Consider the following 15,361-nt stretch of genomic DNA (forward strand, 5'->3'; position numbering starts at 1 on the left):
AAAAATGGATAAGATATTTTACTTTTTTAAGTCGATTTAAGTTCAGACCTCACGCAGATGTCATTGTTAGCATAATGTCAACGAAATATTTGTGCAAAATCCCGAATTTTCAGAAAATTAACAAGTTCTTTGCAACTTTTTCTTGACTATCGCTACAAAAGAGGTTATAATTTAATTGATGTTAAGGATATTGAACATAATTTGTTTGATTTAACATCCGTTTTGTTGTCTCCTTTCTTTTGTTCTACACATAGTTTTTTTATTTTATTTTCTGCTGAGCACCGTTGCTCAGCATTTTTTTTTGCCCATTTTATGCACACGTTGAAAAATTCATATTTTAGGGCTATAATGTTACTTTATGGACTAATAAAACAATATGTCAGTTCTTACCTGTCAAAACGTTTTCGTCGTGAGAGAAAGGAGTAAATAGAATATGAGATATCTTATAGTTGTTGATATGCAGAATGATTTTGTCACGGGCAGTCTTGGTTCAAAAATGGCAGAAATGATCGTTCCTGCTGTCTGTGAAAAAATACGCAGTTACAAGGCTCAGGGCAGCACTGTATTCATGACCCTTGACACGCATTTCAAGGATTATCTTGAAACGCCTGAGGGAAAAAAGCTCCCTGTGGAGCATTGCATAAAAGGCACCGAGGGCTGGCAGCCTGAGACTCAGGTAGCTGAGGCTATCGGTGGAAGCGCAGAGGTCTATGAAAAAAGCACATTCGGCTCGGCTGAGCTTGCACAGCACCTTGCTGAAATAACAAAGGCAGGGGACGAGATAGAGCTTTGCGGACTTTGCACAGACATTTGCGTGGTATCAAACGCTTTGCTAATAAAAGCTTTTTGTCCTGAATGCGAGGTCATAGTTGACGCAAACGCCTGCGCAGGAGTAACGGAAGAAAGCCACAAGGCGGCTCTTGTTACAATGGCATCATGTCAGTGCAGGATAGATAATTTTTGATTTGAGGGGGAACACCGCTTCGGTGGAATGATTTATGAGTGGTTTCAAAAAAGGTCTTAAAGACGGCATACCTATTGCTTTGGGGTATCTTTCGGTATCTTTTACATTCGGACTTCAAGGCGTAAAAGGTGGTCTGAGCTGGTGGGAAACTGTGCTTATCTCTATTTGCAACGTGACCTCGGCAGGTCAGTTCGCAGGGCTTGACATTATGCTGTCGGGGGGCGGTTTCTGGATAGAAATGGCTTGCGCTCAGTTTATAATCAACCTGAGATATGCACTTATGTCCATATCTCTTTCACAGAAAGCTGACAAGTCACTGTCGGGAATACACCGCTGGCTGGTAGGCTTCGGAGTGACAGACGAGATATTTGTCATGGCAATGGGAAATATAGGTGAAGTTTCAAGGCAGTATATGTATGGGCTTATCGCTTTACCTGTAGCAGGCTGGTCGCTGGGGACTCTTATAGGTGCGGCGGCAGGAAAAATACTTCCTGAGATAGTCATAAGTGCACTTAGCATTGCAATATACGGAATGTTCCTTGCAATAATAATACCGCCTGCAAAGAAAAACAAGGGCATTGCAATGGCGGCGATATTTGCGGCTCTTCTTAGCTGTTGTTTCAAGTGGCTGCCTATTCTTAATAAGGTATCCGGAGGATTTTCCATAATAATCTGCACCGTTCTTTCCGCAGGAATAATGGCGGCTCTCATGCCTGTGAAAAATGAGGAGGACGGTCAATGCTGAGTATAAGAGATTTCTTCATTTATCTTTTCATTATGGCAGGAGTGACCTATCTTATTCGTGCCCTGCCGTTGGTGATATTCAAGGGCAAGATAACAAATAGATTTGTGCAAAGCTTTCTTTACTATGTGCCATATGCTGTGCTTGGAGCAATGACTTTCCCGTCCATACTTTTCTCAACGGGGAACCTTGCGGCTTCCATAGCAGGACTTATAACAGCCTGCGTGCTTGCATTCAAGGAAAAAAGCCTTATTATAGTTGCGGCATTTGCCTGCCTTGCAAGCTTCTGCGTGATACTTATTTGTCAGCTTATCTAAATGTAGGGGCTGGCGTCCTCGACAGCCCACTGGCTCATGCAGGACAAGCTTGTTGAACACAAGCAGTATATTGCTGAATATGGTCTTGATATGCCTGAGATCAGAGATTGGAAATGGGATATCTGATAAAAAAGCCTTTCTATTAATTAAATATACCCACACAAAAAGGGACTTCCGTTTATTCGGGAGTTCCTTTTTTGTGCATAAAAATATCCCCCGCCTTGCGACGAGGGATAAAAAAGTGCTAAGTCTATAAATTACTTTCTGTTGTTTGCTATCTTTGCAAGGAGATTCAGTATTTTAAGATAAAGATAAATAACGCCTACGATAAGACCATAGCTTGCATACCATTCATACTGAGCAGGAAGCCCCTGTTCAACTGTCATCTGGATAGTTTCAAAATCGCACATAAGAAGCGCTGCGGCGATAAGAACGCCAATAACAGCGAAAAGTATGCCGATAGGGCCGTTGTTTATTGCAACGATTGAAGTGTAGATAGCTGAATGAGGTGCGAGCCATGCAAGAAGCATGAAAAGCAATCCGCCTATGATAGAGACCCAAAGGCAGGTAATAAGAGCAGTTTTCATTCTGCTTCCCACACGAACGCCCTTTGAATAGATAACTGCAAGCACTGCAACTGTGAGAAGCGTCAGTGTAACGGCTTCAACTATTATGCCTTTCCACTGCATTGCGTAGATCATTGACATAAAGGTGAGGGCATATCCCATGCCTGCGGAATAGATAGAGCCTGTTACCGCCGTTGTTTTCGGAGCGAATGAAGCCACAAGTCCTGCTATTGCTGTTGCGATAATAGCGCCGACAAAGATAGCATACTCAGTGGAAAAAGCCTGCGCACCACCGCCGAAGAAGTTGTGAATGTAAAAATATGCTCCCATGCCTGCGGCGAAAACTGCAACAAAATACAAGGTCTTCATTGCAATGCCCTTATAGCTTGCCGCCTCCATGCCGTAAGTGGACTGTGCAAAAGAGCGCAGCTTTTTAACTCGTGGATTTGAATAGCTTTCAGAAAAATTATTATAATCGTTCATGAATTTGCCTCCTTTATTTTTTTCGCCAATATTTATTTTCATGGCTTATATACTATTATACATATTTTCTTAAAAAAGTCAATATGATTTTTCAGGCAACAACGCAAGGTTCTTTTTTGGGACTTGTCCGCATATGATGTAAGCAAAGGCAAAAGCACTGAAAAATCTTGTGCAGTCAAAACGTTTCGCACAATGTTATCAAGGCTATGCCAAAAAATCGGAAAGGAAGATACATTGTGCTGGATATACTTGAAAAGAAGCTTACGGAAAACCAGACCACAAGAAAGGGGCTAACAACTGCGGAAGCTGAAAAGCGGCTCAGTACGGACGGAGAGAACCGCCTTGCCAAAAAGAAAAAGACCTCTGCGGCGAAAATTTTTGCAGGACAGTTTCATGACGTTATGGTGATGATACTTCTTGTGTCGGTGGTGATATCCGTAGCACTTGGGCAATATGCTGACGCTGTGCCTATCGTGCTTATAGTTATCATTAACGCTGCGCTGGGATTTATTCAGGAATACCGCTGTGAAAAAACTCTGGAAAAGCTTGAAAACATGACCGCTCCCACCGCCATGGTATATCGTGACGGCAGGCTTGTGAAAATTCCTGCATCGGAGGTCGTGGCAGGAGATGTTTTTACTCTCGAAGCAGGTGACAGAGTGCCTTGCGACGGCTACATAAACTCATCAAGGGCGTTATCATGCGACGAATCTGCACTCACTGGCGAAGCTGTGCCTGCGGTAAAGAAATGCCGTACATCTGAGATAGATTTTACCGCTTTGAACAAGGATTACATGGTATACATGGGAACAGTTGTCACAAAGGGCGTTGGCGAGGTCACGGCGGTGGCAACAGGTGAGCGAAGCCAAATGGGCAGGGTCTCAACCATGCTTGATGAGATAAAAGAGCCTGAAACTCCATTGCAAAAGAAACTCGGAGAGCTTGGCAGAACTCTTGCTATCATCTGCCTTGCAGTGTGCGTGGTAGTCTTTATTGCAGGCGTACTAAGGGGCGAGCCTGTTCTCAATATGGCAATGACAGGAATAACCATAGCCATTGCCGCAATACCTGAAGGCTTGCCTGCCACTGTGACTATAGCGCTTGCCCTTGCGGTCAGAAAAATGCTAAAGCGTCAAGCACTTGTACACAGGCTTCATTCAGTGGAAACTCTTGGCTGTGCCACTGTTATCTGCACTGACAAGACAGGCACTGTGACAATGAACAAAATGACCGTCACTGATATTTTCACCTGCACCGAGAAAAGCCGTGCTTACGGCGTAACAAAAGAGGGAGCAAGCTTTGATGACAAAGCCCTCAAAGCATGGGAAAGCCCTGACCTTGGCAGGATACTTTTGTGCGGTGCAGCCTGCAACAACGCAAGGCTATGCCCGCCTGAAAAGATAAAAAAGCGTGACAGGGGCGGCAGGCAAAGCGAGCTTTGTGCAGAGGGCGACCCTACAGAAACAGCTATACTCATAGCCTGCGCAAACTCAGGTATAAACGTCAGCTCCCTTGGTTACAGACGAACTGACGAGTTTCCATTTGAAAGTGAAACACGCTCCATGACGGTAATATGTGCTGACGAAAAGGGAGTCACAACGGCATTCAGGAAAGGCGCTTTTGACGTTATCATAAAAGAATGCAGCCACGTTTTTTCTGACAGCGGCGAGCTTATACCATTTGGCGGAGCAATGAGAAAACAGGCTTTTTACAAGTGCGATGAATACGCTTCAAAAGGTCTGCGTGTGATAGCATTTTCACAGCAGGTGGACGGGGAATGGGCTTTTCTTGGACTAATGGCAATGAAAGACCCTCTCAGGGCTGAAGCCGCAAAGGCGGTGGCGGAATGTCAGCGTGCAGGCATAAAGACAGTTATGATAACAGGCGACCACAAGCTCACTGCCCAGGCTATTGCAAAAGAAGCCGGCATTATGAAAGCAGGCTCTATCGCTTTGACAGGCGACGAGCTTGACAGAATGGACGACAAACAGCTTGACGAGGTAATAGAAAACTGCCGTGTGTTCGCAAGGGTGACACCTGAACACAAGCTCAGGATAGTAAAGGCATTCAAAAGCCGTGGGCACGTTTGTGCAATGACAGGCGACGGGGTAAACGACGCACCTGCTATAAAAGAAGCCGACATAGGTGTATCAATGGGAATATCAGGCACAGAGGTCACAAAGCAGGCGGCTGACGTGATACTTCTTGACGATAATTTTGCCACCCTTGTGAACTCCGTTGAGGAGGGCAGGACCATATATCAGAACATAAGAAAATTCGTGCGCTACCTTATTTCCTGCAACATAGGCGAGGTCATAACAATGCTCGGTGGAATTTTAATGGGGCTTCCAATGGTACTGCTTCCAGCGCAGATACTTCTTGTAAACCTTGTTACAGACAGCCTGCCTGCAATTGCGCTGGGGCTTGAGCCTGCGGAAAGCTCGGTAATGAAAAAGCCCCCTAGAAAAGAGGACGACAGCTTTTTCAGCGGCGGACTTATGTGGCATATCGTCATAAGAGGGCTTCTTATCGGTATCTGCACCCTTGCAAGCTTCACTGTTCTGCTCACTAACACCCATTCTCTCGGCACTGCAAGGACAGGTGCGCTTATAACACTTGTACTTAGTCAGCTTATCCATGTGTTTGAATGTAAATCGGAAGATAAGACGCTTTTCACTGTGCCTTATCTTTCAAACCCATTCCTGCTTTTCTCTGTATTCATATCAGCGGCAGCGCTGTTTGCAGGCATATGGCTCCCTGTTCTGCAAAAGGTATTTTTCACAGCCGTTCCGAGCCTTGGAGAGTTTCTTGTGGCGGTGGCAGCGGCGGCTATCGTGCCTGTTGGGGCAGGCATAATACCAAAGCTTTTTATGGGCAAAAAATCTCCTGACGTAACAGTGAACGCCCCGCAGGGATAGCAAAAGACCGACAGGGCGAAAGCTTTGTCGGTCTAATTTTTTAATCCATATTTTTTATCCAGCCTTTTAAATATCCTGCCAAAAGGTTTTGATAAAACCAGCAGGAAGAACACGTTGGAAACTGCGTATATAAGGGTGAAAAAGGCTGACGAGCCAACAAGGGCAAGGTATCTGCTGAGAATAAAGGCGTTATCAGCCCACAGACAGCTCCACAAGTCCATGATAAGAGAGAACGCCGTTCCTGAGATTATGCCGAAGGTAACAAGGAATGGCTTGCTTTTTATAAGCTTATCAGCCAACATTCCTGCAAAATATCCTGTCAGACCCCAAACCAGCATTTGAAAAGGCGTCCACGCACCTTGTCCGAAATAGAAGTTTGAGATAAGTGCAGTCATTGCGCCTGTCATAAAGCCCGATTCTCTTCCCATATAAAGGGCGGTGATAATGACTATAGCGGTGCAGGGCTTAAAGCCCGGCAGAAAGCTGAAAACTATCCTGCCGAAAACGGATAATGCGGTCATGGCGGCTATTATCACAAGCTGTGTGCTGTCGGAGTGCTTTTTCTCAAAGTGGAGAAAATAGCCTGCCACGGTAAGAATGGCAAGTGCGGCGGTGACGAAAGAATAGAAGCGTTCTCTGAAAAACATTATGCCGCCAAAGCACACAAGGGGTATGACAAGAAGATAGATAAGCCCTGACACAAGTTTTTTACTGCTCATATTGACCTCTTTTCACCATTGCGAGCCGTTCTCTTACGGCTGTTGACGTCACCGCACCACTGAAAAAGCCCCTTGTGAGCCTTGCGGCGGCGGTGGTGTAAAAGCGATTTTGGGAGAAAAACTCCACGGCATTATCCTCTGCGACTATCTTCCCGTCAAAAAGAAGTCCGCACCTGTCGCAGTATTGTGCGGCAAATTCAAGGTCATGGGTCACGAGAAGTATCGTCCTGCCCTCGTCTTTTAAGCCCAAAAGAATATCACCAAGAGCCTTTTTGGCGAAACTGTCCATGCCCTTTGTACACTCGTCGAGGACTATTATTTTCGGGTCAGCAAGAAGAATTTTTCCAAAAGCACATTTCTGTATCTCGCCGCCGCTGAGATCCCAAGGGTGGCGGTCAAGGAGATGTTCTATGCCCATGCGCTGTGAAACATTTTCCACTGTGACTTTGTCACCGCTTTGCAACAGATCCTCACGGACGCTTTCTTTTACAAACATTGTCACAGGCTCTTGTGGCAAAAATGCAAGCATTTCACGGAAAAGCGAGCCGTTTTTATAGGCTTTCTGCTTTTTGCCAAAAAGGGATACAGCACCCATATAAGGCTTGCAAAGTCCGCATATCACACGCAGGAGCGTTGATTTTCCACCTCCGTTTGAGCCTAAAAGCCCATAGCACTCCCCTTTTCTGATACCAAGGTCACAGCCTTTGAGGATATCGGGGGAGTTTTTTTCATATCTCTGCCACAGGTTTTTGCACTGCAGGGCATAAGGCTCAGCACGTTCTGTATCAGTGACAGCCTGCTTTGGAATATCCGTCACACCAAGCTTTTCAAGCTTCGCCCTGCCTTGTCTTACATTGAGGGGCAGGTCGTCGCAAAGCCTTGCGAACGCCTTGGCGGTTTCGGGAAGAAAGCCCTCCAGAGCGTTCTCCACAAAATATTTTGCGATCAAGGCAGGCGTACCGAAAAACTCGGTTTTGCCATTTGAGAGATACAAAATTTTGTCGCAGGAGTCAAAAAGCTCCTCAGGGTCATGCTCGGCAATGATGATAGTCATGCCCATTTCTTTGTTAAGGCGGTCTAAAATGCCAAGAAGCTCCCTTGCGGCAACGGGATCGAGCTGTGCGGTAGGCTCATCAAGAAGCAGGATATCAGGGTCTGTGACCATGACAGAACACAGAGCGACGAGCTGTTTCTGACCGCCCGAAAGTGTGGAGATATCCCTGTCATAGAGCGGCTCGATACCGAAAAAAGCCGCCATTTCACCAACACGGCTTTGTATCTCACCACTTTTCACACCAAAGCTTTCAAGCCCGAAAGCAAGCTCTGCCGATACTTTGTCGCATACCGTCTGGCTGTCAGGGCTTTGCATTACAAAGCCTATCTTTTCGGCACTTTCTCTATCAGAAAGCTCACTTCTGTCCTTACCCATAATGGTGATGTTTCCAGAAAGCTCGCCCCTTGGGGAAAGCTCTCTTTTCAGAAGCCTGAGCAAAGTAGATTTTCCGCTTCCCGAAGCACCGCAGAGCATTATTTTTTCGCCTTTTTTCACTGAAAAAGTGCAGTCAGAAATGGCATAGTCCGTGCTTTCGTTATATTTGAAAGCTACATTTTCGCAAGACAATATTTCCATTTTATGCTCTCCTTTACTTCAAGAATAAACGGGAAAGCGCATAGTAATGCGAACATTCCCACAGGAAAAACGCTGTTTTCAAGCTTTATCACAGGGTAAAAAGCGGCGGACAGCTCGCCCTTTGCGGAAAAAATCAGCACCAATGCAAAGATAACTGAAAAAGTCGCCACAAAAATGCCGTCCCATGCTCTGAACTTGAACGAGTGTGCAAAGCTTCGTTTCTGGATACCATAGCCACGGGCTTTCATTGAAGCGGCTGTGTCCGCTCCCCTTTCAAGCGTGCCTGCACAAAGGGCTGTGAACACTGTGCAGTCTTTTTTCAGGCGGTCAAAACGGCTGTCGGAGATGTTCGCACCAGAGCAATTCAAAGCGTCCAAAAGCTGTCTGTGAAGCCTTTTGAGCTTTGGGATAAAGCCCATTGTCATTGTTATCACAAGGGCGGCTTTTGGCGTTTTTCGACCAAAAATGTATAGGAGCTTTTCCCTTGTAAGCACCTTTCCAAGAGCTTTGCACCACATTATCACAGCGGTGAGGGATAAGCCGGCGGTCAAGCCATAAAAAAGGGCTTCCTTTGTGTAAGCCTTGCCGTTTACGAAAAACAGCGGCGTTACGCCCTTATGTGAAAAAAGTGGATTTGTGACAGTCAAAACGGCGGTAAGAAAGCTGTAGAAAGCAAGGTCTGATGCGGTCTGTCTACAGCTTTGAGTTACGGCACAGAACAGGAACGCTCCCACTGCCGAGCATATACCAACGGCTGGTGAAAAGCAGAACATTGTCACCGCAAGCACAGCCGCAAAATACACAAGGGCGGTCAAAGGGTGAAAAGCTGACAACCTCATTTCACCGCCTCCTTTGTGTAGTCGCAAACGTAGTAAAACTCCACGCTGTCACCATCATGGAGGACATACTGTGAACAGCCCTTATCGGGGCTTTCGCCATTTACAGTGTAGGTCCACCCTGAGGACGGACCGCAGGAAAACTCGTAGATATTGTTTATGCCACGGACATACACAGTGTTGTAAATATTATCCTCTGAGCCTTGATAATCAAGGGGTATCTTCCCGCACCTTGTAGCTTTTTCCAACAGATCAAAGGCGGTGTCGCCCTCACGGAGGACATATTTTTCCGCAGGCATAACAATGCCGTCTGAGGGAACATAGCACTCGTCTCGGAGATTTTTGTCAAGCATATAGTAATTATCCAAAATATCAGAGCAATCCACTGTCAGAGTGACAGTGTGAGCGGCATTTGCGGTATCGTCGCTGTGCAGGCTGTAATACTCGTCAACGGATTGAATATCAACGCCCTTTATGACCGCTGCCGCTGCTAAAATTATGACTATGAGCAGAGCGATATCCTTTTTCACTTTTCTGCTCCCTTCTGACCTTTGAGCTTTTTGGCTTTCTTTGCCTGATCTGCGAAATTTTTAACCACTGCTATTTCCTCTTTGATTATCTCGAGCCTTGAAAATCTCGCCTTTTCGTATATTTTCTCGCACTCTGCAAAGCTTTCCGCCATATCAGCGCCAAAGGTCTTTTTTATGCTCTCGGAAAGCTCCCTTGGCGTATGGTCTGAGAAATCCCTGCCGCAAAGCTTTTTTCTGCCTGCAAAGAACAGCTTCTCCACCTTTTTGCTGTCAGGCAGAGCGGCAAACTTTCTTTTTCTTACCAAAGCTATTATTGCCACAATAAGGCAGAGTATAAGTATTACCGCACCGATTACGATATATACCGCATAGCTTTTCTCCGCAGGTTTAGTCTTGTTCTCCTCAAAGATCTCTTCCCTTGGTTTGTCCTCGTCCTCGGGAGCAAGGGCTTCGCCGCCTTGGTTGGTGGGCTTTGCTTTTACAGAGCTGTCGTCAGTTTTTATCATGCCAACATAATCGGGGCAGACCTCGAAAGGCTGCCAGCCTATGCCGTCTTTGTAATACTCCGCCCAATAGTGGAGCTGTTTTGAAGTGACGGTCAGGGCTGAGTTATCTGTAAGGCCTTTGGTCATATCTGATGTGATAAAATATCCTCTGCAAAGCCTAGCAGGAACGCCCTTTGCACGGAAGATCTTCACAGCAGCGGCAGCAAAATCCTCCTCGCCACCACGGCAAGTTACCTCAAGCATATCTGCAAAAGAGCTTTCGCCCCCATAGGTCTTTGACCTGTCAAGCACTGCGTCTGACACAAAAAAGCTTAGCATATCAGACCGCAGTTTACCCTGAGGACCTTGCAGATCAAAATGGTTTGCGGCAAGCTGTTTGTCCTCGGCTGATATGTCAAGGCAGGTGGAATAAACATAGTCACGATAACCCTTTTCTGCGGCAAGATAATCCGCAGGCTCAGAAGTACGCAGGGTATCAAATGTGCCAAAAGGCTTTGTGAGATAGCCTTCCGACACCGCAAGCCTGTAATAGCTTTTGGTGTTCTCAAAGCTTCCGCCTATTATCTTTGGGTCGGAAAAAGCGTTCTCTGCGGCGGTCATACCATAGGTATAAAGGGGCTTTCCGCCATTTTTGATGTTTACTGTAACATTGCCGCTGTCGGATATACCAAGGGCATTGTCAAGCAAAGCGGTCTGAAAAGCCGGTGAGAAATCAAGCTTATCAAGCCAATAAAACTCGTCTGAGTAGGCATATTTCTCCTCACCGCTAAGCTCCCCCCACACGCCGTTAGTTTCTTTCTCAAAACGGCTCTCCAGAAGATACAATGGCTGTGGGTGCTCCATTATGATCTCATACTCACTTTTCGTATTAAAGCGATCGGCAAAGGCAAAGTTGGAAAGCTTATCAAAAAGCCCTGTCAGGCAGGCTATAAGCACTGCGCAAAATGCTGTAAGTATAAGCACAAAGGGCTTCAAATCGCCTTTTATGCTGCCGAAAAACGTCAATGCAAGGATACCTAGCGCCACTTCTGCAGTGGCATAGTACAGAGGAATATCAATAAAGATACCTGCGCACAAAAACAGCGCAAGCATTGCCACTGTAAAAACTCTGCTGTCAAGACGGCTGAAAATGCTCTGCACTGTGGAAACTATCACTGCACCCACGCAAAGAGCAAACAAAGGGTCTGAACTTTTTTCCACAAGCATTTCCACTACTCCTGCGCTTTTACCGTGGGCGGTCAAGACGCAGTTCAAAAGCCCTGCAAGGCTTGTTAAAAACTTCTTGTGGAATATCACCGCCGACAGTAGTGCGGCGAAAAATGGTATAGGCAAAGTCTTTTTTGATACTCCTGCAAGGGCTGTCAATATGCACACACCTACCAGGACAAAGGCTCGCCAGCCCATACCAAGCGACAATGACAGCAGGAGCATTGTCACTGCACCAAAAAGGCTCTGCATGATATAAACACCCTTTGAAAAGTGCTTTTCCACATAGCAAACACTAGCTGTCAAAATTGTCACCTCTTTTACTATTTTATCTCGATAACACGGCTTATGCCGCTTCTTTCAAACAGCTCTGAAAACTCCGTCAGCCGCTCTTTTCCCTGCTCAGGCTGTGAAGAAAGAAGGCTGTCCAGAGCGACAGTGAAGCTGTCTGCGCTGTCGATATGCTCGAAAACTTTTCTCTGCTGAGAAAAGCTGTAAAACGCCATGTAATGCCCTATACCGCCGTCTGAAAGATACATTGAAAGGCTCAGTGCCTTTGCGGCAATGCGGTCATAATCCGTTGCGAGGACATTTCCGCCTGTTTCAACGTAGATACAAAGGCTGTCAGTAACAGGCTCGCCATATTCACGGACGTAGATATCACCAAGGCGGAAGGACAGTTTCCAGTGCACCGATTTATAGCTGTCCCCCTGACGATATTCTCTTATTCCGATAGGCTCGCTGTGGTCAAAGCCCTCGTTTTCATTGCTGAAAAAGTCGCTTTCAAGGGCTTCCTTGAGATTTGCTTCCTCGCTCTCATCTATCTCTGCAGCATCAGGCATTATGTTCACACTGCCCTTTATTTCGCACTGCGCCTTTTTCCATGTTAGCCCTGTAAAGTCAAAGGCTCTAAGTGTCAGAAACTCTGCTTTTATCTTTCCGCAGGTGTCGCTTTTTACAGTGATATCCACCTGAACAGGCTCTCCGCTGATGATAAAATGCACCTTTATATCATCGCACTGTCCTGTGAGCATATTTCTAAGCCGCAGTTTACCGCTGTATTCGCCGCAAGTTCCTGTGAAGATAAATTTTAGGCTCATGTCCTTATTTTTCAAGCCTGTGCCGTCGCTTACCAGTGTTGCAGACAGCTTTTTCTTCGAGAATATATTTACACATACTGACAATACAAAAAGCACTGCGCACAACCCAAGCACCGATATGCCAATGGGCTTTTTCAGCACAAAAAGCAGTATGCCCAAAGCTGTGCAAAGACAGAAGCCTAGCCTCTTCATCTGCGTTTTTCCTCATTCTCAGGACATTTTACGCTTTTAATTATCTCGTCAAGCACACTTTCTGCCGCAAGTCCTGATAGCCTGCCCTTTGCAGAAAGTGATATCCTGTGGCTGCAAACATGGGCAAAAAAATCTCTTACGTCCTGGGGAACGACATATTCTCTGCCCTTATAGCACGCCCACGCCTTTGCTATCCTGCAAAGTGCCAAAGCACCTCTTGGGGATACGCCCAGAGAAATATTTTCATTATGCCTTGTGGCGTCGCAAAGGTCTGAGATGTAGTCATAAACGCTGTCGTCAACAAAAACAGTCTTTGCCTTTTTCTGCATTTCTATAAGCTTTTCAGCGGTGCAGACGGCTTTCACATCTGCCAGTGGGTCTGAACTGCTTCGGTCTGACATTATGCTTCGCATTGCCGCCTTGTCAGGATAGCCCATTGAAAGCTTTATCATAAATCTGTCAAGCTGTGAAACAGGCAGTGCCGCCGTGCCAACTGTGCCTGTAGGGTTTTGTGTTGCTATCACTGCAAAAGGCTCAGGCAGAGGATATGTTCTGCCGTCAACTGTGCAGGCCCGCTCCTCCATGACCTCCAAAAGGGCAGATTGTGTCTTGCCTGAGGTTCTGTTTATTTCGTCTGCAAGAAGTATATTCGTCATTGCCGCACCGCTGTGAAAAGTAAATCCCTGCGCCTGTCTGTCAAAAGCCGTATAGCCTGTGATGTCGGAAGCCACAGTATCAGGGGTGAACTGTATCCTCTTTGTTTCAAGCCCCAAAGCCTTTGAAAACGCCACCGCAAGAGTAGTTTTTCCCACGCCCGGAACGTCCTCCATAAGCACATGACCCTGCGCCAGAATTGCGGCGAACACCATATCCACCACTTCGTCCTTACCGATTATGACCTTTTTCACTTCATCTGTTATCTCACGCATTTTTTACCCTTCTTTCTTACCACTGTGAAAACTCCCACTGCGCACAGCACCGCTGCCGCAGATATCACATACACTGTCACGTTTTTATCCTCCGCCTCTTTTATTATCTCGTCGGCAGAAGTGACCTTTTTCCGCTCGCTTTCAGGAAGCTTTTTTATCCTCTCTGCGGTCTTTTCCAAAAGCTCCTTTTTGTCTTTTCCAACACTATCAACAGGATAAAGCTCACGGCTTATGATACTGTTAAGGTCTGATATCTCACTGTAAAGCTCGTTAGCCTTGGCGTTCATTTCTTCAAGCTCTGATATTATCTTATCCCTGTCGGAAAGGCTCTCATCAGCCTTTGCATGGACTAAAAGCACAGCCGTAGCAGTGCAGTCCCCCGAAGTAACACCGTTTTTTCTCAGGGCTTCAAGCTTGTTCCTGTCGCTTTTTGTAAAGCCTTTCTTGCCCTTATATATTTCCGTTTTCTCGATACTGTATACACAACCGTTTCCATGGTCTGTCTGTGCAAGCTCCACTGTGAAAGCCCTGTCGCTCAAGGTCAGGCTGTATTTTTCTGCCGCATTTTCAAGCTCTGCACCGTATCTCACATATGTGCGTTCGTCACAATCAAGGTCATTGAAAAGCTTCAAGGCTTTTTCTGCGCTCTCCTCGTCTGAGATATCCGAAAGCCTGCCGTTTATGCCGTCAAGCTTTTCACGCTGTAGAACTGAAAGCTCCTCTCTCATATCGTAAATACGTCGCATCGTAAGTTCAAAACGCTTTTGTGCCGCAAGTGCGCAAAGCGCCTGCCCTGTGGCAAGCTCGTCAGAATCGCCGCCCTTTTCATGTGAAAATCCACCGTCGCTGTTCTGATAGGAAAGCAGGGCGGTCAAAAGGTCGGAACTTTTCACAAAACGGTTGTCAGCTTCGGGGTCGATACCAAGTGAACAAAGTGCTATTACTACCTGCGAATCAGCTTCTGCGCTTCCGAACGTACCTGAGCTGTCCTGCTTGCCGCTTAGATACTCCACCGCTTTGTCAACGCTTTTTCTAACATCGTCACGGGAAAAATCATTGTAATATGGGGCGATCGCCTGCAAAGCCATTGCGGTGATGTCGATATCGCTTTCACCTTTTGACAGCGAAAAGCCACCATCGGTATTCTGCGAAGAAACTATCTTGTCAAGTATACGCTCTCTGTCAAACTCTGCACCCTCTGGGGTCTTGTAGCCCATTGTATCAAGGGTCAAAAGTGCAAATATCCATCCGTTAAGGCCCTGTTTGCCTACGGAATTATTTTCATCTCTGCCGTAAACACCGCCTTTTACAAGGTCTATGCCCCCAAGGTCGGCAGGGTCGCCTCCCATTGCGGAGGCTGTTATAGCGCACCTCTGCCACTCGGTAGCGTTGTCGGTATCTGAAAGAGCTTTCACACGCTGAGAAAGTGCAGTGAGATAAGCCTCATAGTCCTCCTCAAAACCAAAGCGTGAAATGCCTATGGCTAGCCAATCGGAGCTTCCTTTGCCTGCGTTTTGCAGAAAATCCCCCGAAAAAATGCTCTCGTCCTGAGAAATGCCCATTTTGTCACGCTGCCACTGACAGACCTTTTCTGCGCTTTCAGTTATCCTGTCCCTTTTATCTGCGTTATCTGCATTCACCGCAGGAACATTTGTCAGAAGCATTACTGCCCCTGCAAACACCGCCACTAATCTGCCAAGAAAACCTCTCGTTTTCAACGATA

Annotated in this window: 14 protein-coding genes; 5 read left to right on the forward strand and 9 right to left on the reverse strand. The window is 46.4% G+C overall.

The window, feature by feature from the left end; genetic code table 11:
* The first annotated feature begins 433 nt into the window (after positions 1–433).
* Genes RBI_RS09040 through RBI_RS15600 form a run of 4 tightly spaced genes read left to right on the forward strand, consistent with a single transcriptional unit; the run spans position 434 to position 2,149 of the window.
* On the forward strand, positions 434–964 hold the full coding sequence (locus RBI_RS09040) for a cysteine hydrolase family protein (RefSeq protein WP_038672464.1): 531 nt from the start codon (positions 434–436) through the stop codon (positions 962–964).
* Positions 965–998: 34 nt separating this feature from the next.
* Positions 999–1,709, forward strand: a complete 711-nt coding sequence (locus RBI_RS09045; protein ID WP_022288163.1) for an AzlC family ABC transporter permease — start codon at positions 999–1,001, stop codon at positions 1,707–1,709.
* Positions 1,703–2,023, forward strand: coding sequence for an AzlD domain-containing protein (locus RBI_RS09050; protein WP_022288164.1), 321 nt, complete (start codon positions 1,703–1,705; stop codon positions 2,021–2,023). Before RBI_RS09045 ends, RBI_RS09050 begins: the two co-directional genes overlap by 7 nt.
* A 36-nt stretch (positions 2,024–2,059) precedes the next feature.
* A complete protein-coding gene (locus tag RBI_RS15600) occupies positions 2,060–2,149 on the forward strand; it encodes a hypothetical protein (RefSeq protein WP_117863365.1) in 90 nt (29 codons plus the stop codon).
* 131 nt (positions 2,150–2,280) lie between these two features.
* Here RBI_RS15600 and RBI_RS09055 read toward each other — a convergent pair whose 3' ends face one another.
* Positions 2,281–3,072 (reverse strand): Bax inhibitor-1/YccA family protein, encoded by a 792-nt coding sequence (locus tag RBI_RS09055; RefSeq protein WP_038672465.1) that lies wholly within the window; start codon positions 3,070–3,072, stop codon positions 2,281–2,283.
* A gap of 236 nt (positions 3,073–3,308) precedes the next feature.
* Here RBI_RS09055 and RBI_RS09060 point away from each other — a divergent pair, with 236 nt between their 5' ends.
* Positions 3,309–5,990, forward strand: a complete 2,682-nt coding sequence (locus RBI_RS09060; protein ID WP_051706714.1) for a cation-translocating P-type ATPase — start codon at positions 3,309–3,311, stop codon at positions 5,988–5,990.
* Positions 5,991–6,022: 32 nt separating this feature from the next.
* Here RBI_RS09060 and RBI_RS09065 read toward each other — a convergent pair whose 3' ends face one another.
* From RBI_RS09065 to RBI_RS14205, 8 genes are read right to left on the reverse strand one after another with little or no spacing between them, the layout of a single operon-like run.
* Positions 6,023–6,709, reverse strand: a complete 687-nt coding sequence (locus RBI_RS09065; RefSeq protein WP_051706716.1) for an ECF transporter S component — start codon at positions 6,707–6,709, stop codon at positions 6,023–6,025.
* The gene (locus RBI_RS09070) at positions 6,699–8,339 is read right to left on the reverse strand and encodes an ABC transporter ATP-binding protein (RefSeq protein WP_038672468.1); all 1,641 of its coding nucleotides are present in this window, start codon (positions 8,337–8,339) and stop codon (positions 6,699–6,701) included. Before RBI_RS09070 ends, RBI_RS09065 begins: the two co-directional genes overlap by 11 nt.
* The gene (locus tag RBI_RS09075; RefSeq protein WP_038672470.1) at positions 8,312–9,178 is read right to left on the reverse strand and encodes an energy-coupling factor transporter transmembrane component T; all 867 of its coding nucleotides are present in this window, start codon (positions 9,176–9,178) and stop codon (positions 8,312–8,314) included. The genes RBI_RS09070 and RBI_RS09075 overlap by 28 nt, the downstream gene beginning before the upstream one ends.
* A complete protein-coding gene (locus tag RBI_RS09080; RefSeq protein WP_038672472.1) occupies positions 9,175–9,705 on the reverse strand; it encodes a DUF4430 domain-containing protein in 531 nt (176 codons plus the stop codon). Before RBI_RS09080 ends, RBI_RS09075 begins: the two co-directional genes overlap by 4 nt.
* Entirely contained in the window at positions 9,702–11,723 is a 2,022-nt protein-coding gene (locus RBI_RS09085; RefSeq protein ID WP_038672474.1) for a transglutaminase domain-containing protein, read from the reverse strand. Before RBI_RS09085 ends, RBI_RS09080 begins: the two co-directional genes overlap by 4 nt.
* A gap of 17 nt (positions 11,724–11,740) precedes the next feature.
* Entirely contained in the window at positions 11,741–12,709 is a 969-nt protein-coding gene (locus RBI_RS09090; RefSeq protein WP_038672476.1) for a DUF58 domain-containing protein, read from the reverse strand.
* Positions 12,706–13,638 (reverse strand): AAA family ATPase, encoded by a 933-nt coding sequence (locus RBI_RS09095; protein ID WP_038672478.1) that lies wholly within the window; start codon positions 13,636–13,638, stop codon positions 12,706–12,708. The genes RBI_RS09090 and RBI_RS09095 overlap by 4 nt, the downstream gene beginning before the upstream one ends.
* The gene (locus RBI_RS14205) at positions 13,626–15,356 is read right to left on the reverse strand and encodes a prenyltransferase/squalene oxidase repeat-containing protein (protein ID WP_051706718.1); all 1,731 of its coding nucleotides are present in this window, start codon (positions 15,354–15,356) and stop codon (positions 13,626–13,628) included. Before RBI_RS14205 ends, RBI_RS09095 begins: the two co-directional genes overlap by 13 nt.
* Positions 15,357–15,361: the final 5 nt, after the last annotated feature.

It is taken from the genome of Ruminococcus bicirculans (ex Wegman et al. 2014) (genome assembly GCF_000723465.1).
Lineage (GTDB): Bacteria > Bacillota > Clostridia > Oscillospirales > Ruminococcaceae > Hominimerdicola > Hominimerdicola aceti.